17 protein-coding genes and 1 riboswitch are annotated in these 17,412 nt (G+C 71.3%); of the genes, 13 read left to right on the top strand and 4 right to left on the bottom strand.

Annotation, left to right across the window (positions count from 1 at the left end; all coding sequences use genetic code 11):
* The first annotated feature begins 8 nt into the window (after window positions 1–8).
* Genes OCJ37_RS17055 through OCJ37_RS17045 form a run of 3 tightly spaced genes read left to right on the top strand, consistent with a single transcriptional unit; the run spans window position 9 to window position 3,306 of the window.
* On the top strand, window positions 9–1,484 hold the full coding sequence (locus OCJ37_RS17055; RefSeq protein WP_263110880.1) for an AMP-binding protein: 1,476 nt from the start codon (window positions 9–11) through the stop codon (window positions 1,482–1,484).
* Complete coding sequence (locus OCJ37_RS17050; RefSeq protein ID WP_263110879.1) at window positions 1,481–2,170, top strand: alginate O-acetyltransferase AlgF; 690 nt, start codon at window positions 1,481–1,483, stop codon at window positions 2,168–2,170. The genes OCJ37_RS17055 and OCJ37_RS17050 overlap by 4 nt, the downstream gene beginning before the upstream one ends.
* Before the next feature lie 2 nt (window positions 2,171–2,172).
* A complete protein-coding gene (locus OCJ37_RS17045; RefSeq protein ID WP_263110878.1) occupies window positions 2,173–3,306 on the top strand; it encodes an acyl-CoA dehydrogenase family protein in 1,134 nt (377 codons plus the stop codon).
* Between the two features lie 28 nt (window positions 3,307–3,334).
* Here the strand turns inward: OCJ37_RS17045 and OCJ37_RS17040 are convergent, their stop codons facing one another.
* The 3 genes from OCJ37_RS17040 to OCJ37_RS17030 all read right to left on the bottom strand — a co-directional run bounded on the left by OCJ37_RS17040 (window position 3,335) and on the right by OCJ37_RS17030 (window position 7,983).
* The gene (locus OCJ37_RS17040) at window positions 3,335–4,351 is read right to left on the bottom strand and encodes a DUF4434 domain-containing protein (protein ID WP_263110877.1); all 1,017 of its coding nucleotides are present in this window, start codon (window positions 4,349–4,351) and stop codon (window positions 3,335–3,337) included.
* A 328-nt stretch (window positions 4,352–4,679) separates the two neighbouring features.
* Window positions 4,680–6,341, bottom strand: coding sequence for an energy-dependent translational throttle protein EttA (gene ettA / locus OCJ37_RS17035; protein ID WP_263110876.1), 1,662 nt, complete (start codon window positions 6,339–6,341; stop codon window positions 4,680–4,682).
* Window positions 6,342–6,477: 136 nt separating this feature from the next.
* Window positions 6,478–7,983: an MFS transporter gene (locus tag OCJ37_RS17030; protein ID WP_263110875.1), complete on the bottom strand. Its 1,506-nt coding sequence runs from the start codon at window positions 7,981–7,983 to the stop codon at window positions 6,478–6,480.
* A 106-nt stretch (window positions 7,984–8,089) separates the two neighbouring features.
* Between OCJ37_RS17030 and OCJ37_RS17025 the strand changes: the two genes are divergently transcribed.
* From OCJ37_RS17025 to ribD, 6 genes are all read left to right on the top strand, one after another.
* Window positions 8,090–9,040: a helix-turn-helix transcriptional regulator gene (locus OCJ37_RS17025; protein ID WP_263110874.1), complete on the top strand. Its 951-nt coding sequence runs from the start codon at window positions 8,090–8,092 to the stop codon at window positions 9,038–9,040.
* Window positions 9,041–9,204: 164 nt separating this feature from the next.
* Entirely contained in the window at window positions 9,205–9,672 is a 468-nt protein-coding gene (locus tag OCJ37_RS17020; RefSeq protein ID WP_263110873.1) for an RcnB family protein, read from the top strand.
* A 122-nt stretch (window positions 9,673–9,794) separates the two neighbouring features.
* Window positions 9,795–11,048, top strand: a complete 1,254-nt coding sequence (gene glyA / locus OCJ37_RS17015) for a serine hydroxymethyltransferase (protein WP_263110872.1) — start codon at window positions 9,795–9,797, stop codon at window positions 11,046–11,048.
* A 106-nt stretch (window positions 11,049–11,154) separates the two neighbouring features.
* Window positions 11,155–11,685, top strand: a complete 531-nt coding sequence (gene nrdR / locus OCJ37_RS17010) for a transcriptional regulator NrdR (RefSeq protein ID WP_263110871.1) — start codon at window positions 11,155–11,157, stop codon at window positions 11,683–11,685.
* Window positions 11,682–12,167 carry a GNAT family N-acetyltransferase gene (locus OCJ37_RS17005; RefSeq protein ID WP_263113724.1) on the top strand — a complete coding sequence of 162 codons (486 nt, stop codon included), beginning with the start codon at window positions 11,682–11,684 and terminating at the stop codon, window positions 12,165–12,167. Before nrdR ends, OCJ37_RS17005 begins: the two co-directional genes overlap by 4 nt.
* A gap of 26 nt (window positions 12,168–12,193) precedes the next feature.
* A complete protein-coding gene (gene ribD, locus OCJ37_RS17000) occupies window positions 12,194–13,288 on the top strand; it encodes a bifunctional diaminohydroxyphosphoribosylaminopyrimidine deaminase/5-amino-6-(5-phosphoribosylamino)uracil reductase RibD (RefSeq protein ID WP_263113723.1) in 1,095 nt (364 codons plus the stop codon).
* Between the two features lie 87 nt (window positions 13,289–13,375).
* Here the strand turns inward: ribD and OCJ37_RS16995 are convergent, their stop codons facing one another.
* A complete protein-coding gene (locus OCJ37_RS16995; RefSeq protein WP_263110870.1) occupies window positions 13,376–13,999 on the bottom strand; it encodes an outer membrane beta-barrel protein in 624 nt (207 codons plus the stop codon).
* 218 nt (window positions 14,000–14,217) lie between these two features.
* Window positions 14,218–14,387: riboswitch (FMN riboswitch) on the top strand.
* Window positions 14,388–14,468: 81 nt separating this feature from the next.
* Here OCJ37_RS16995 and OCJ37_RS16990 point away from each other — a divergent pair.
* From OCJ37_RS16990 to nusB, 4 genes are all read left to right on the top strand, one after another.
* The gene (locus tag OCJ37_RS16990) at window positions 14,469–15,068 is read left to right on the top strand and encodes a riboflavin synthase (protein WP_263110869.1); all 600 of its coding nucleotides are present in this window, start codon (window positions 14,469–14,471) and stop codon (window positions 15,066–15,068) included.
* Between the two features lie 118 nt (window positions 15,069–15,186).
* Window positions 15,187–16,323: a 3,4-dihydroxy-2-butanone-4-phosphate synthase gene (gene ribB / locus OCJ37_RS16985; RefSeq protein ID WP_263113722.1), complete on the top strand. Its 1,137-nt coding sequence runs from the start codon at window positions 15,187–15,189 to the stop codon at window positions 16,321–16,323.
* 96 nt (window positions 16,324–16,419) lie between these two features.
* A complete protein-coding gene (gene ribH, locus OCJ37_RS16980) occupies window positions 16,420–16,887 on the top strand; it encodes a 6,7-dimethyl-8-ribityllumazine synthase (RefSeq protein WP_263110868.1) in 468 nt (155 codons plus the stop codon).
* Window positions 16,884–17,360 carry a transcription antitermination factor NusB gene (gene nusB, locus OCJ37_RS16975; RefSeq protein ID WP_263110867.1) on the top strand — a complete coding sequence of 159 codons (477 nt, stop codon included), beginning with the start codon at window positions 16,884–16,886 and terminating at the stop codon, window positions 17,358–17,360. Before ribH ends, nusB begins: the two co-directional genes overlap by 4 nt.
* The last annotated feature ends 52 nt before the right edge of the window (window positions 17,361–17,412 follow it).

Raw genomic sequence — 17,412 nt, 5'->3', positions numbered from 1 at the left:
CCGCCTCCATGCGCTTTGATTTCGACCAGTGCCGCTTCGTCGAACGCGACCGCGCGCCGCATGCGCCCGCGTTGCACGATGCCGCCGGGGTGCTGGACTGGGCCGGGCTGTACCAGGCCACGCAGGACTGGATCGCGCGCGCGCAGCAGGCCGGCGTGCGGCCGGGCCATGCGCTGGTGATCTGGGGCCACAAGCAGTCCGCGTTCGTGGTGGCCATGCTCGGCTGCCTGCAGCTGGGCGTGACCTACGTGCCGGTGGACACCATCAATCCGCCGGCGCGGCTGCAGCGCATCACCGCGCTGGTGCATGCCGCCGCGGTCTACGACGCGGCGGCCGATGCGTTCGGCCCCGGCGCCGACGAGGCGCGCGCGCTGGCGGTACCGGACCTGGCCTACATCATGTTCACCTCCGGCAGCACCGGCGACCCGAAGGGCGTGCAGATCGGTCGCGACAGCGTGGCGCTGTTCGCCGGCTGGATCCGCGACTGCCTGGCGCTGGGGCCGGCGCCGGCGTTCCTCAACCAGATGCTGTTCAGCTTCGATTTCTCGCTGTTCGACCTGTGCGGCGCGCTCGGCCTGGGCGGCTGCTGCGTGCTGTGCCCGCGCGAGGTGATCGCCGACAGCGCGCGTTTCGTCGAACACCTGCGCGATGCCGACGTGGCGGTGTGGGCGTCCACGCCCTCGTTCGTGCGCCAGCAGCTGCTCAACCCGCGCTTCGGCGCCGAGCACCTGCCCACGCTGCAGGTGTTCGTGTTCGGCGCCGAGTCGCTGACCCCGCGCGTGGCCGAGGAACTGTGGGCGCGCTTCCCGCGCGCGCGCATCGTCAACTCCTACGGCCCGACCGAGGCGACCTGTTCCACCACCTGGGTGGAGATCGATCCGGCGTTGCGCGCGGCCGCGCCCAACCCGTTCCCGATCGGCGTGGCCAAGCCCTATGCGCAGGTGTTCATCGACGACGGCGAGATCTGCATGGCCGGCGACCACGTGATGCGCGGCTACCTGGAACGCCCGGACCTGGACCAGGGCGTGCTGTTCGAGCACGACGGCAAGCGCGCCTACCGCAGCGGCGACCTCGGCGACGTCGATGCGCAGGGCCGCATCTACTTCCGCGGCCGCAAGGACGACCAGATCAAGCTCAACGGCTACCGCATCGAACTGGCCGAAGTGGACGCGGCGCTGTCCACCCTGGATGGCGTGGTCGCCGGCGCGGCGGTGGTGCTGCGCCGGCCCGACGGCAGCCTGGCGCGGATGATCGGCTTCGTCGAACCGGCCGCGCCGGGCGCCGGCGCGGTGCAGCCGCTGCCCGACGCGCTGCACGACTGGAAGCGGCAGCTCGGCCAGCGCGTGCCGCCGTACATGATTCCCTCCGAACTGATCGCCGTGGACGCGTTGCCCACCGGCGCCACCCACAAGGTCGATCGCAAACAACTGGAGCAGCGCTACGCACTGGCGCGCACGCTCCGCAGCCAGGAACCGAAACGATGATGAGACCGATCATGACCCTGCTCGCCACTGCCGTGCTGGCGCTCGCGCCGCTGGCCGCCAGCGCCCAGCAGGGCGCTTCGGAAGGCCGCCTCGCGCAGCTGTACGCCGCCCGCCCGCCGGCCGGCTCGGCGTTCGTGCGCGTGCTCAACCCGGGCAGCGTCGCGCTCACGGTCGGCGTCGGCAACGGTGCCGAGCAGCGCATCGGCCCGGCCATCCGCGCCACTCGCTACGCCATCGTCGAAGGCGGCAAGCCATTCGCGGTGCACGTGGCCGGCAAGGCGCGCCAGCAGGCGCAGGTCGCCGCCGGCAGCTTCACTACGCTGGTGCTGGACCCGGCCGCACCGTCGCGGCCGCTGGCGGTGCTGGCCGACGGCGGCGGCAGCAGCGATGCGCTCAAGGCCGAGATCCGTTTCTACAACCTGGCCAGCGGCTGCGGCCAGGCGCGGCTGGCGATGGCCGGCAACGGCCCGGTGGTGTTCCCGGCGGTCGCCGCCGGCGCCAGCAGCGCGCGTGCGATCAACCCGGTCAAGGCGCAGCTGGTCGCCGGATGCGGCGGCAAGGACAGCGCGCCGCTGGCGCTGCCGCCGTTGCAGCCCGGCGACCACTACAGCCTGTTCCTGAGCGGCAGCGCCGCCGCGCCGGTGCTGCAGGGCCAGCTCAGTGGCACCGATCCGGTCGGCCGCTGAGCGTGCGCGAGCGCCCCGTCTTCCGCGAAGATCACGCCCTGTTCCGCGACCAGGTGCGGCGCTTCATCGAGGCGCAGATCGCCCCGCACTACGCGCAATGGGAGCGCGACGGCATCACCCCGCGCTCGCTGTGGCGCGCGGCCGGCGCGGCCGGCCTGCTCAACTGCCAGCTGCCCGAACCCTACGGCCTCGGCGGCGACGACGGGCATGCCGCCTGCGTGATCGAGGAACTGGCGCGGGCCAATTTCCTCGGCATCGGCTTCTCGATCCATTCGGACATGGTCGCGCCGTACCTGATGCGCTACGGCAGCGACGCGGTGCGCGAGGCGTGGCTGCCGAAGATGGCGCGTGGCGAGGCGATCGGCGCGATCGCGATGACCGAGCCCGGCGCCGGCAGCGACCTCAAGGCGATCCGCACCCGCGCCGTACGGCAAGGCGAACACTACCTGCTCAACGGCCAGAAGACCTGGATCACCAACGGCAGCAACGCCGACGTGGCGGTGGTGGTGGCCACCGTGGCGCCGGAACTGGGCGCGCGCGGATTGAGCCTGTTCTGCGTGGACACCGCGCTGCCCGGCGTCACCCGCGGCGCGCCGATGGCCAAGATCGGCCAGCACGCGCAGGACACCAGCGAGCTGTTCTTCCAGGACGTGGCGGTGCCGGTGTCGCACCTGCTCGGCGAGGAACAGCGCGGCTTCGACTACCTCGGCGAGCAACTGGCCGCCGAGCGCCTGGCGATCGCGCTGCGCGCGGCGGCCTCGGCCGAAGGCATGCTCGAGCAGACCATCGCCTACGTGCGCCAGCGCAAGGCGTTCGGCCGCCACCTGATCGACCACCAGAACACCCGCTTCGTGCTCGCCGACGCGGCCTCGCGGCTGGCGATGCTGCGCAGCTTCCTCGACCAGTGCCTGGGCGAGCAGATGCAGGGCCGGCTGCAGGCCACCGCCGCGGCGATGGCCAAGCTCAACGCCACCGAGACCCAGGGCCAGGTGCTGGATGCGCTGCTGCAGTTGCACGGCGGCTACGGCTACAGCAGCGAATACGGCATCGGCCGCGCCTGGGCCGACGCGCGCGCGCTGCGCATCTTCGGCGGCAGCAGCGAGATCCTGCGCGAGATCATCGGCCGCGCGCTGTAGGCGCGCCGACGGGTTTGCCGACAGGCGCCTACTGGCGCCCGGCGCGCCACTGCCGGCGCAGCGCCTGCGCGCGCGGCGTGTCCTGCGACAGCCACGGATCCAGCGCGAAGGCGAAGATGCCGGCGGCGCCGCTGCCGCGCGCCCATGCCAGCTGCTTGGCGATGCGCGCGGCGTCGGCGGTCTGCGCCTGGAAGTTGCTGCCGTCGGCGGCCGAGCTCGGCAATTGCTCGAACAGTTCGACCACCACGTCGAAATCGACCTTGCGCGCGCGCAGCAGCGCCAGCAGCGGATTCACGCCGTCCAGGTTGTCCAGCCCGGCCACGCCGACGCCGTCCTGCACCATCGGCCGCAGCGGCGCCTGGTCGAGGATGCGGGTCCACAGCTGCGCCAGCGAGCCGTCGGTCTGCAGCCGGCTGAAATAGGTGGAGATCGCGGTCGGCTGCGCGGTGCCGGCGCCCGCCGCCGCGCACAGCGCGGCCAGCCACGCGCACAGGCGCTGCTGCCGCGCGTCCTGCGCCCAATGGAACTGCTCAAGTTCGTAGGGCAGGTACCAGCCGTCGAAGTTGCCCTGCGCGCTCCACGGCGCGCGCTGCAGGTAGGCGCGGGCGTTGTCCAGGGTCAGCGCCAGGAACGCCTCCAGCGTGGCCGGCTCCGGCGCCTGCAGCGCCTTCCACCAGCCGCTGTGGTAGGGCAGGCCGACGCGCACCCGCAGGCCCGCGGCGGCGGCGGTGGAGAAGATCAGCTGCATCACGCTGTCGGGCACGTCCCAGTCCGCATCGCCGCCGCCGCCGTACAGCCCGGCCCACTGCACCACGATCTGGCGGCAGCCCATGCGCTGGGCCAGCGCCATGTGCCGTTGCCAGTCCTGCGCGCCCAGTTCCAGGTGGCTGCGCCACGGCTGGATGAAGCCGCCATCGAAACGCGGCGGGTTGGCGCAGCCCGGCAGCATGCTCACGCCGACCGCGGCGGGCGCGAGCACGGCCAGCCGCAGCAGGTCGCGCCGGCTGAGTGAGAAGGGGCGGGATCCGGGGCGAGCGTCGTTCATTGCATCCGCGGGCGGCGAGGTCCAGCCATGTTTCTACACCATCGCCGCGAAAGATCGCGTCGCGCGGCGCGCGCGGGCAGGCCGCCGGTCATGCTGCCGATGCGGTTCGCCGCCAGTGGTTCGGCGCGCACGGATGTGCATGCGGCTGCAGCGGACATGTTTCGCAACTGGGCGTCGCGCTTGTGGGGGAGCATGGCGCCGTCCGGCGCACCGCGTGCCTGCGCAGTCGTTATGCCCGTTGCCGATGCCGCAACGCCACGCGTCACGCCGAACCCCAGAACGCAAACGGCCGCGCAGGGCGCGGCCGTTTGCGCAGCAGGCGCGCCGCTTACTTCAGCGCCTTGAAGCGCAACCGCTTCGGGCCGGCGTCGTCGCCCATGCGGCGGCGCTTGTCGGCTTCGTACTCGCGGTAGTTGCCCTGGAAGAACTCCACGTGCGAATCGCCCTCGAAGGCCAGGATGTGGGTCGCGATGCGATCCAGGAACCAGCGGTCGTGCGAGATCACGAAGGTGTTGCCGGGGAACTCCAGCAGCGCGTCTTCCAGCGCGCGCAGGGTCTCGATGTCCAGGTCGTTGGACGGTTCGTCGAGCAGCAGCACGTTGCCGCCCTGCAGCAGGGTCTTGGCCATGTGCAGGCGCCCGCGCTCGCCGCCGGACAGCGTGCCGACCAGCTTCTGCTGGTCCTGGCCCTTGAAGTTGAAGCGGCCGATATAGGCGCGCGACTGGATCTCCACGCCGTTGATGTTGAGGATGTCCAGGCCGCCGGAGACTTCCTGGAACACGTTGTGGTTGCCTTCCAGCTTGTCGCGGCTCTGGTCCACGTAGGCCAGCTTCACCGTCGGCCCGAGCACGATCTCGCCCGAATCGGGCTTCTCCTTGCCGGTGATCATCTTGAACAGCGTCGACTTGCCGGCGCCGTTGGGGCCGATGATGCCGACGATGGCGCCGGACGGCACCAGGAAGCTGAGGTCGTCGATCAGCAGGCGGTCGCCGAACTTCTTGGTGACGTGCTTGAACTCGAGCACCGCATTGCCCAGGCGCTCGCCCGGCGGAATGAAGATCTCGTTGGTCTCGTTGCGGCGCTGGTAGTCCACCGACTGCAGCTCTTCCAGCCGCGCCAGGCGCGCCTTGCCCTTGGTGCGGCCGCCCTTGGCGTTCTGCCGCGACCACTCCAGTTCCTTCTGGATCGCCTTCTGCCGCGACTTCTCCTGGTTGTCTTCCTGCTTCAGGCGCTCTTCCTTCTGCATCAGCCAGTCGGTGTAGTTGCCCTTCCACGGGATGCCGCGGCCGCGGTCCAGTTCCAGGATCCACTCGGCGGCGTTGTCGAGGAAGTAGCGATCGTGGGTCACCGCCACCACGGTGCCGGTGTAGCGCGCCAGGAACTGCTCCAGCCATTCCACCGACTCGGCGTCGAGGTGGTTGGTCGGTTCGTCGAGCAGCAGCATGTCCGGCTTCTGCAGCAGCAGCCGGCACAGCGCCACGCGGCGCTTCTCGCCGCCGGACAGCGGCCCGATCAGGGCGTCCCACGGCGGCAGGCGCAGCGCGTCGGCGGCCACTTCCAGCTGCTGCTCGACCATGTGCGCGTCGCCGGCGGCGAGGATCGCCTCCAGCCGCTGCTGCTCGGCGGCGAGCTTGTCGAAGTCGGCGCCTTCCTCGGCGTAGGCCTCGTAGATCTTGTCCAGCGCGGCCTGCGCCTGCAGCACTTCGCCGACGCCTTCCTCGACGGCTTCGCGCACGGTCTTGGTCGGGTCCAGCTCCGGCTCCTGGGCCAGGTAGCCGACCTTGATGCCCGGCTGCGGGCGCGCTTCGCCGCTGAAGTCGGTGTCCACGCCGGCCATGATCTTCAGCACCGTCGACTTGCCGGCGCCGTTGAGGCCGAGCAGGCCGATCTTGGCGCCGGGGAAGAACGACAGCGAGATGTCCTTGATGATCTGGCGCTTCGGCGGCACCGTCTTGCTGACGCCGTTCATGGTGTAGATGTATTGCGACATGGGGTCTCCGTAGGCGCAGGACGCCCGCCGGCCGGGGCCGGAAGGCGGCGAAAGGGATGCCCTCGATTATAGCGGTACCGGGTTGGCGCGTCCCTGCCGGCCCGCGCGCGCCGCGTGCCGGCGCGGCCGCGGCGGACTAGCGTCGCGCGGCCGGCGCCTGGCCCGCGCGGCGCTGGCGCTGCCAGTACAGCAGCGTGCAGGCCACCAGCAGCGCCATCGCCAGCCATTCGCTGGCCAGCGCCGCCTGCATCGCCGCCAGGCTGCCGCCGCCGCGCGCATGCGCGTAGACCGCGCCCAGCGCCGCCGGCCCCAGGCCCATCGCCGCCTGCAGGATGGTGGAGAGCATGGCGCTGCCGGCGCCGGCGTGCTCGGTCGGCACCTGCGACAGGCCGATGCGGTAGAAGCAGGCCACGATCCACGCCTGCCCGGCGCCGATCAGCGCGGTCGGCGCGGCCAGGTTCGTCCAGCCGGGATGCGGCCAGACCGCGTGCAACGTCCAGGCCAGCGCCAGCAGGCCCAGCATCTGCACCGCGCAGCCCAGCAGCAACGTGGGCAGCAGCCCGAACCGGGCCACCGCGCGCGCGCTGAGCAGCGCCGAGCAGAAGTACGCCGCGCCGAGCACGATGAAGGCATTGCCCGACTGCAGCGGCGGCAGCCCCGCGCCCGCCTGCAAGGTCAGCGCGAGCGCGAACATGAAGCCGCTCCAGCAGGTGAAGAACAGCGCGCCCACCAGCAGCGCGAAGCGCACGCTGGGCAGGCGCAGCAGCGCCGGCGGCAACAGCGGCTGGCGCCCGCGGCGTTCCTGCCATGCCTCGGTGCGGGCCAGCGCCGCCAGCAACGGCACCGTCGCGGCCAGCACCGCCAGGCACGGTGCGGACCAGTGCAGCGTGGGACCCAGCGCCAGCGGCAGCAGCAGGCAGGCCAGGAACAGCCCCAGCAGGCCGGCGCCGGCCAGGTCGGGCGGAGTGCGCCGCGCCGCGCGCGTCTCCGGCACGGTGCGCAGTCCCACCAGCGCCAGCAGGCAGAACGGCAGGTTGATCAGGAAGATGGCGCGCCAGCCGGACCCGGCGATGTCGGCGCTGACCAGGCTGCCGCCCAGCACCTGGCCGATGACGAACGCGATCCCGCCCAGCGAGCCGTACAGCGCCAGCGCGCGCGCATGCGCCTCGCCGCGCAGGCTGACGTGGATGGTGGCGAGGATCTGCGGCACCGCCAGCGCCGCGCCCAGGCCCTGCAGCACGCGCCCGGCCAGCAGCGCCGCCACCGAGCCGGCCGCCCCGCACAGCAGCGAGGCCAGGCCGAACAGCAGCACCCCGGCGGCGAACACCCGGCGCCGGCCCAGGTTGTCGCCCAGCCGCCCGCCCGCGGCCAGGCCGACCGCGAAGGCCACGCCGTACACCGCCACGATCAGTTCCAGCGCCATCGCCGAGGCGTGCAGGGTGTCGGCGATGGACCCGAGGGCGACGTTGATGATGGAAAAGTCGATCAGCGGCAGCATCTGCCCGATCAGCAGGATCGCCAGCCCGCGGGCGCCCAGCGTCGGCGCCGCACTGGGATGGGCGCCCGGCGGCGGGTGCCGGTCGAGGCGATCGCGAGGCGTGGGCGCGGCAGGGCAGGTGGGGGAGGAGGGTGAAGTGTTCATGGCGCGCAGTATGCGAACTGTCTAAACTGGTACAAGGAGTGATTTATCCTGGTACTGGCGCTTCCCGCCTGCGTCGCGGCGCAGCGGATGAGCGAGGAGAACGAGCATGCTGAATGACCGGTTGCATCCCACCGGCGCTGCGCCCGGCGGAGGCGGCGTCGCCGCGCCCGGCCCTGCGCTGGCGGTCGAACGTGCCCGCGCGCTGGGCGCGTTCCTGCGCGCGCGCCGCGAGAGCCTGGACCCGGCGCGGCTGGGCCTGCCGCGTGCGGGCAGGCGCCGCACCCCGGGCCTGCGCCGCGAGGAGGTGGCCGCGCTCGCCGACGTCGGCGTCACCTGGTACACCTGGCTCGAACAAGGGCGCCCGGTGCGTGCCTCCGCGCGCGTGCTGACCGCCATCGCCGGCGCCTTGCAGTGCTCGGAGGTGGAAACCGGCCACGTGCTGGCGCTGGCCGGTTTGGGCGATGCCACGCCGCGGCTGCAGCCGTGCGAGCGCCTGACCGACACGGGGCGCATGCTGCTCGACCAGCTCGGTCCGTGGCCGGCGATGCTGCAGAGCCCGCGCTTCGACATCCTCGGCGCCAACCCGGCCTTCGAGCGGCTGATGGGGGTGACCCTGGTGGATCTGCCCGAGGCCGATCGCAACTGCGTCTACCAGGCGTTCACCAACCCGCGCTGGCGCGCGCGCCTGGGCGATCGGGACGCCGTGCTGCAGCACATGGTGGCGCTGTTGCGCGCCGCGATGGGCGAGCACCTGGGCGAGCCGACGTGGGAGCGCCTGCTGGCGCGCTACCGCAGCGCCTCGCCCGAGTTCGACGCCTTGTGGCGGCAACGGCGCGAGGTGCGCGGGGTGGAGAACCAGCTCAAGCGCTTCCACCATCCGCAGGCGGGCGAACTGCACCTGCAGCAGGTCAACTGGTGGTCGGCGCCGCGCAACGGCAACCGGCTGGTGGTCTACCTGCCGGCCGACGAGACGGCGCGGATGGCGCTGTTGCGGCTGCACGCGCAGTCGTCCGACGCTGCCGCGCCGGTCCGCGGCGAAGCGGCGCAGCGCCACTGACTGCAACGCTCGCGCCGGTACGCCGGCGTGCACGGGAACCTGCCGAAAAGTAATGCCCGCTTACTCGTTTCCGGAAAGCTGAATACGTAACCGTTTCCAGCAGGAAGCGGTTCAGACGGCAAGCGCATTAATGCAGTCGTGACACCAAAAGTGACGGAGTTGCCATGAACACCAAACGCATTGCCACCCTTGCCCTTTCGTCCCTGCTGGCGCTGGGTTTCATGGCGCCGCCGGCCTTCGCCCGCGACGGCTGGGGCGATCGCGACCGCGACCGTCACGGTTGGAACGACCACGACCGCGGCCGCGACCGCGACTGGCACGACCGCGATCGCGATCGTGCCCGTTACTGGCGCGAGCGCGAGCGCCGCGACGACCGCCGCTATTACAGCCAGGGCTATCGCGACGGCTACCGGCGCCGCCCGGACGTCGTCTACTACGGCCACCCGGGCCCGCCGCCGTGGGCGCGCGGCCAGCGCTACTACGGCCCCAACTACGTGGTCTACGACTACGACCGCTACCAGGTGCGGCGCCCGCCGTACGGCTACCGCTGGGTCCGCGACGACCGCGGCAACCTGCTGATGGTCGCCATCGCCAGCGGCATCATCGCCGACCTGGTGCTCAACGGCCGCTGATCGGGCCGCACCGCACGTTTCGACGGCCTCCTGCGGGAGGCCGTCGTCGTTTGGTTCGCCGCCGGCGCTGCGCGGGGCTTAAACTAGCGGTCTGCCTTCTGTCCATGCCCCCCGGAGACCCGATGTTCCCGCGCGACGCCCGCATCGAAACCTACGATCCCGAACTGGCCCAGGCCATCGCCGCCGAAGCCGGCCGCCAGGAAGACCATGTCGAGCTGATCGCCAGCGAGAACTACTGCAGCCCGCGGGTGATGGAGGCCCAGGGCAGCCAGCTGACCAACAAGTACGCCGAGGGCTACCCGGGCAAGCGCTACTACGGCGGCTGCGAATTCGTCGACATCGCCGAGCAGCTGGCGATCGACCGGGTCAAGCAACTGTTCGGCGCGGACTACGCCAACGTGCAGCCGCATTCGGGCTCGCAGGCCAACCAGGCGGTGTACTTCGCGCTGCTGCAGCCGGGCGACACCATCCTGGGCATGTCGCTGGCCCATGGCGGCCACCTGACCCACGGCGCCAAGGTCAACGCCTCCGGCAAGCTGTTCAACGCGGTGCAGTACGGCGTCGACGAGCAGGGCCTGATCGACTACGACGAGGTCGAGCGGCTGGCGCTGGAGCACAAGCCGAAGATGGTGGTGGCCGGGTTCTCGGCGTACTCGCAGAAGATCGACTGGGCGCGCTTCCGCGCCATCGCCGACAAGGTCGGCGCGGTGCTGTTCGTGGACATGGCGCACGTGGCCGGGCTGGTCGCCGCCGGCGTGTACCCGAGCCCGCTGGAGCACGCGCACGTGGTCACCTCGACCACCCACAAGACCCTGCGCGGCCCGCGCGGCGGCATCATCCTGGCCAAGGGCGCCAGCGAGGAGCTGGTCAAGAAGCTGCAGTCGATCGTGTTCCCCGGCATCCAGGGCGGCCCGCTGATGCACGTGATCGCGGCCAAGGCGGTGGCGTTCAAGGAAGCGCTGGAGCCGGAGTTCAAGGACTACCAGCAGCAGGTGGTGAAGAACGCGCAGGCGATGGCCAAGACCCTGATCGCGCGCGGCTACAAGATCGTTTCCGGCGGCACCGAGAACCACCTGATGCTGGTGGACATGATCGGCAGGGACGTGTCCGGCAAGGACGCGGAGGCCGCGCTGGGCAAGGCGCACATCACCGTCAACAAGAACTCGGTGCCCAACGACCCGCGCTCGCCGTTCGTGACCTCGGGCCTGCGCCTGGGCACCCCGGCCATCACCACCCGCGGCTACCTGGAGCAGGACAGCATCGACCTGGCCAACTGGATCGCCGACGTCCTCGACGCCCCGGCCGACGACGCGGTCATCGCCCGCGTGCGCGAGGCGGTGACGGCGCAGTGCAGGAAGTATCCGGTGTATGGCTGAGCGGCGGGGATTCGGGATGGGGGATTCGGGATTGGCGAACGGCCATTCCCGCGGCGCCCTGCGTTTCCGAATCCCCAATCCCCATTCCCCAATCCCGGCGCTCTGAATGCACTGCCCCTTCTGCCAGCACACCGATACCCGCGTGATCGATTCGCGCGTGTCCGAGGACGGCGCGACGATCCGTCGGCGGCGCGAGTGCGAGGCGTGCGGCGAGCGGTTCAGCACGCTGGAGACGATCGAGCTGAAGCTGCCGACGGTGATCAAGAGCGACGGCGGCCGCGAGGCCTTCGATGCGCGCAAGCTGCGCACCAGCTTCGACCGCGCGCTGCAGAAGCGGCCGGTGGCCGAGGAGCAGATCGAGGCGGCGGTGCGCGCGGTGGTGCACCAGCTGCGCATGTCCGGCGAGCGCGAGCTGCCGTCGATCCGGGTCGGCGAATACGTGATGGCCGAGCTGCGCAAGCTCGACCACGTCGGCTACGTGCGCTTCGCCTCGGTGTACCGCAGCTTCCAGGACGTGGCCGATTTCCGCGAGGAGATCGAGAAGCTCGAGCGCGAGCTGCCGGTGGGCAGCGAGCAGTTGCCGCTGCTGGACCTGGTCCGCGCCGACAAGCCGGGCGACAGGTCCGGCAAGCGCTGACGGCGATGCGCATCGTCTGCGTGGCCGAGGCGCCGCAGCACATCCCGGCGCTGGCCAGCGAACACCTGCAGGCGTTCGGCCCGATGCTGCCGGAATGGGCGGTGGACGAGGCCGAGGCCGACCTGCGCAGCCACCGCTGCGACAGCCGCATCCCGACCACCTGGATCGCGCTCGACGGCGACGACTGGCTCGGTTCGGTCAGCCTGCTGCAGAACGACGACGCGCGCATCCGCCAGTTCTCGCCGTGGCTGGCGACGCTGTACGTGCGCCCGCAGGCGCGCGGCGGCGGGCTCGGCGCGCAACTGGTCGCGCATTGCGTGCAGGCCGCGGCGCGGCTGCAGGTCGGCTATCTGTACCTGTATTGCCAGCCGCAGCTGGTGCCGTTCTACCAGCGCCTGGGCTGGCATCGGCACGTGGAACTGCCGCTGGGGCCGCTGCAGGTGACGGTGATGCGCATCGACGCCGGCGCGCTGGCGGCATGAGCATGGGCGAGATGCGTGCCGGCGACATGGGCGAGTTCTCCACCGCCGACCATGCGCACATGGCGCAGGCGCTGCGCCTGGCCGAGCGCGGCGCCTACACCACGCGGCCCAACCCGATGGTCGGCTGCGTGCTGGTGCGCGACGGCGAGGTGGTGGGCGAGGGCTTCCACCAGCGTGCCGGCGGTCCGCATGCCGAAGTGTTCGCGCTGCGCGCCGCCGGCGCGCGCGCGCGCGGCGCCACCGCCTACGTGACCCTGGAACCGTGCGCGCACCACGGGCGCACGCCGCCGTGCGCGCTGGCCCTGATCGAGGCCGGGGTGGCGCGCGTGGTGGCGGCGATGGCCGATCCGTTTCCGCAGGTCAACGGCGGCGGCTTCGCGCTGCTGCGCGCGGCGGGCATCGAGGTGCGTTCGGGATTGATGCAGGCGCAGGCGCGCGCGCTCAATCGCGGCTTCCTGTCGCGGGTGGAGCGCGGCCGGCCGTGGCTGCGGGTCAAGCTCGGCGCCAGCCTGGACGGGCGCACCGCGCTGGCCAGCGGCGAATCGAAGTGGATCACCGGCGCGGCCGCGCGCCAGGACGTGCAGCGCTGGCGCGCGCGCGCCGGGGCGATCCTGAGCGGTGCCGGCACCGTCCTGGCCGACGACCCGTCGCTGAGCGTGCGCCTGGACGACGCTATCGAGGTCGTGCCGCCGCTGCGCGTGGTGCTGGATGCGCAGCTGCGCACGCTGCGGCAGGCCAAGGTCCGCGATGGCGCCGCGCCGACGCTGTACCTGCATGCGCCGGGACTGGCGCCACCGCCGCTGCCGGGCGCCGAGTTCGCCGCGGTCGCAGCGCCGTCCGGCCGGCTCGACCTCGACGCGGTGCTGCGCCTGCTCGCCGGGCGTGGCGTCAACGAGGTCCAGGTGGAAGCCGGCGCGACCCTGGGCGGCGCGCTGCTGCGCGCCGGTCTGGTCGACGAACTGCTGGTGTACCTGGCGCCGGTGCTGCTCGGCGACGCCGCCCGCCCGCTGCTGGCCGGGCTGGGCATCGACACGATGGCGCAGCGCCAGGAACTGCAGCTGCACGATGTGGCGCAACTGGGGCACGATCTTCGCTTGCGCTACACGCCCGTGCCGCGCTGAGCGCTGCGCGGCGGGCCCGCAAACACGAAGGGCACGCATGCGGTATGCGCATGCGTGCCCTTCGCGATCACATCGCGACGCGCCGGATCAGAAGCTGGCGCGCACGCCGACCTTGTACTGGTTGGCGTTGTCGATGAATTCCACTTCGCCGACCAGGCCCCAGGTACGGGTGAAGTTGACCTGGCCGCCGAGGGTGCCGACGAACTCGCCCTGGTCCACGTCGCTGCCGTCGATGTAGCCGGCCTTCACCCAGGCTTCGGTGCGCGGGGAGGGCTTGCCGCGCAGGCCGACGTTGATCGTGCCCAGCGTGTTGGAGTCGGAGGCACGCGCCAGACGGCGGCCGTCTTCGCGCAGGTCGGCCTCGGCCTTCACCCGCAGCACGCTGACGTCGGCGGTGAAGTCCACGCGCTCGGTCATTTCCTGGCGGTAGCCGATGCCCAGGCTGCCCTGCTGCACGGTGACCTTGCTGGAGTAGAACGTGGCGATGGTGTAGTCGTCGCTGGCGCGTTGATAGCCGGCGAACACATACACCGGCTCGGCGATCTGCCAGGAGCCACGCAGGTAGCCGCCGTCGATGTCCTCGGAAGCCGCGTCGACGTTGATGTCGGTGCGGTTCCAGCCGCCTTCGACGTAGCTGTAGCTCAGGCCTTCGGCGTGGGCGGCAAACGGTGCGGCCGCCAGCATGGCAGCCAGAATCAGGGTGTTGCGCATTGGGTACTTCTCTCCGAATTGATGTCCGTGTCTTCGCCTCGTTGCGAGGCGAAAAAAGCGACGTCTCCTGTCGCGGCGCGAACCTTAACTTGTTCTTCACATCGCCGGCTATCGGGAATTTCCCGACACGACGCAGCGTCCTGCCGGTGTGGCGCCTGGCGGCCGCGCCGCGGTGCGCGCCGCTGCTAGAATGCGCACGCCGGTTCGCCGGCAACCACAAACGTCTTCAGGGCGGGGTGCGATTCCCCACCGGCGGTAGGTGCGCAAGCACGAGCCCGCGAGCGCTTGGCAACGGAACCGGCACGGCCTGTGCGGTGCCGCGGCCAAGGTCAGCAGATCCGGTCCGATGCCGGAGCCGACGGTATAGTCCGGATGAAAGAAGACGGCCTTCGCGCAGCCTCGCGGCTGTGCGTGCGCCTGTTTGCCTTGTGGCGTTTTTCGCTCACCTTCCTTGCGAGAAACGTTGTCTATGTTCACCGGAATCATCGAAGGCGTCGGCCGCCTGGCCGCGCGCCAGCCGCAGGGCGGCGACATCCGCTTCACCTTCTCCACCGGCAACCTGCCGTTCGCCGACGTGCAGCTCGGCGAGAGCATCGCGGTCAACGGCGCGTGCCTGACCGTGGTGGCCTTCGACGCGGCCAGTTTCCAGGCCGATGCGTCCACCGAGACCCTGTCGCTGACCACGCTCGGCGCGCTCGCCGAAGGCGCGGCGCTGAACCTGGAACGGGCGATGCGCCCGAGCGACCGGCTCGGCGGGCACCTGGTCAGCGGCCACGTCGACGGCCTCGGCACGGTGCTGTCGATCCATGAGGACGCGCGTGCGCAGCGCTGGCGTTTCGCCGCGCCGCCGGCGCTGCTGCGCTACATCGCCAAGAAGGGCTCGATCTGCGTGGACGGGGTCAGCCTGACCGTCAACGAAGTGGACGACGCCGGCTTCGAGGTCGCGCTGATCCCGCACACGGTGGCCAACACCGCGTTCGCGCAGACCGCGGTCGGCGCGGCGGTGAACCTGGAGATCGACCTGGTCGCGCGCTACGTCGAACGCCTGCTGCACGGCCGCGACGGCTGACGCCAACGCCGTCCTGCTCCCGATGGCCGTGTCGCCGCCGCAGCCCGCGCTGCCGGCGCCGCGGCGCCACCTCATGCGAATCCTGCGAGACCCCATGTCACCGTCCACCACCCCGAGCCTGAACTTCGCCCCGATCCCCGAGCTGCTGGAGGAAATCCGCGCCGGCCGCATGGTGGTCATCGTCGACGACGAGGACCGCGAGAACGAGGGCGACCTGATCATGGCCGCCGAGCTGGTCAAGCCCTCGGACATCAACTTCATGGTCACTCACGCGCGCGGCCTGGTGTGCCTGTCGCTGACCCGCGAGCGCTGCGCGCAGCTCGGGCTGGCGCCGATGGTCCAGCACAACACCGCGCAGTTCCACACCAATTTCACCGTCAGCATCGAGGCCGCCGAAGGCGTCACCACCGGCATCTCGGCCTACGACCGCGCACATACCGTGCGCACCGCGGTCAAGCCGGACGCCAAGCCGCACGACCTGAGCCAGCCCGGCCACATCTTCCCGCTGATCGCCCAGCCCGGCGGCGTGCTGACCCGCGCCGGCCACACCGAGGCCGCCGGCGACCTGCCGCTGCTGGCCGGGCTGGAGCCGGCCGGGGTGCTGGTGGAGGTGCTCAACCCCGACGGCAGCATGGCGCGGCGCCCGCAGCTAGAGGAATTCGCGCGCCTGCACGGGCTGAAGATGGGCTCGATCGCCGACCTGATCGCCTACCGCCTGGCCACCGAGCACACCGTCGAGCGCATCGACGAGCGCCCGATCGAGACCGAGTTCGGCGGCTTCACCCTGGTCACCTACCGCGACCGCATCGCCCATGACCTGCATTTCGCGCTGGTCCGCGGCACCCCCGACGCGGCCACGCCGACCCTGGTGCGGGTGCAGGTGGAGAACCCGCTGGCCGACCTGCTGCACTGGCGCCGCGACGACTTCGGCGTGGCCGCCAGCGACGCGCTGCGCGCGATCGCCGCCGCCGGCAGCGGGGTGATGGTGGTGCTGTCGGCGCCGCGCGACAGCCAGGCGCTGCTGGCGCGGCTGCGCAAGCAGCCGGACGTGGCCGCCAACAGCAAGGACGTGGGGCAGTGGCGGCGCAACGGCGCCGGCAGCCAGATCCTGGCCGACCTGGGCCTGGGCAAGCTGCGCGTGCTGGGCACCCCGCGCCGCCAGGTCGGCCTGGCCGGGTTCGGGCTGGAGGTGGTGGAGCATGTGGAGGTGGGGCCGGGATCCGGGATTCGTGATTCGGGATTCGGAAAAGGCTGATGCCCTTGCTGGCAGGCGCGCGCCGTGCTCTAAGCTCTCCCGAGTCCCGGGCGGGCCGCCTGCTAAACTCTCCAACCCCCTGAACCCACCACCGCCATGACCCACTACGAAGGCGACCTCCGCGCTCCCGACGCGGCCCGGTTCGCGATCATCGCCAGCCGCTGGAACGCACGCATCACCGACGTGCTCGTCGCCGGTGCGCGCGAGAGCCTGGCCGGCAACGGCATCGCCGAGGATGCGGTGGACGTGATCCGCGTGCCCGGCGCCTGGGAACTGCCACTGGCCGCCGCGCGCCTGGCCGCCGCCGGCAAGCACGCGGCGATCATCGCGCTGGGCTGCGTGATCCGCGGCGACACCCGCCACTACGAACACGTGGCCGACGGCTGCGCCGAGGGCCTGCTGCGGGTGTCGCTGGATTTCCGCATCCCGGTGCTCAACGGCGTGCTGGCGGTGGAGCGGGTCGAGGACGCCGAGGCGCGCGCCGGCGGCAGCCACGGCAACAAGGGCGAGGAAGCGGCGCTGACCGCGTTGGAAATGGTCAATCTTCTGGAGCTGCTGCCGTGAACAAGTCCGCTGGCCACAAGCACGTCCGCCGCGATGGCGTCGATCCGGTGCTGCGCTCGCGCGCGCGCCGGCGCGCGCTGCAGGCGATCTACGCCTGGCAGATCGCCGGCGGCACCGCGCAGCAGGTGATCGCGCAGTTCGCCCACGAGCAGGCGCACGAAGTCGCCGACCTGATCTATTTCGAGAACCTGGTCGAAGGCGTACTCAAGCACCGCACCGAACTGGATGCGGCGCTGGTCGGCTACCTGGACCGCACGGTCGAGGAAGTGGACGCGATCGAGCGCGCCGTGCTGCGCCTGGCCGCCTACGAACTGCTGCACCGCCAGGACGTGCCGTACCGCGTGGTGATCAACGAAGCGATCGAGACCGCCAAGCGCTTCGGCTCCGAACACGGCCACACCTACGTCAACGGCGTGCTCGACCGCGCCGCGCTGGAATGGCGCACGGTGGAGTCGGGCGGCGCGGGCGCCTGACGGCGCGGGATTGGGGATTCGCAAGGGCGGCATCCCGGCAACCATCGTTGAT

Origin of the sequence: Xanthomonas sp. AM6, from assembly GCF_025665335.1 — a bacterium.
Lineage (GTDB): Bacteria > Pseudomonadota > Gammaproteobacteria > Xanthomonadales > Xanthomonadaceae > Xanthomonas_A.
This window is presented reverse-complemented; position numbering and strand designations above follow the sequence as displayed.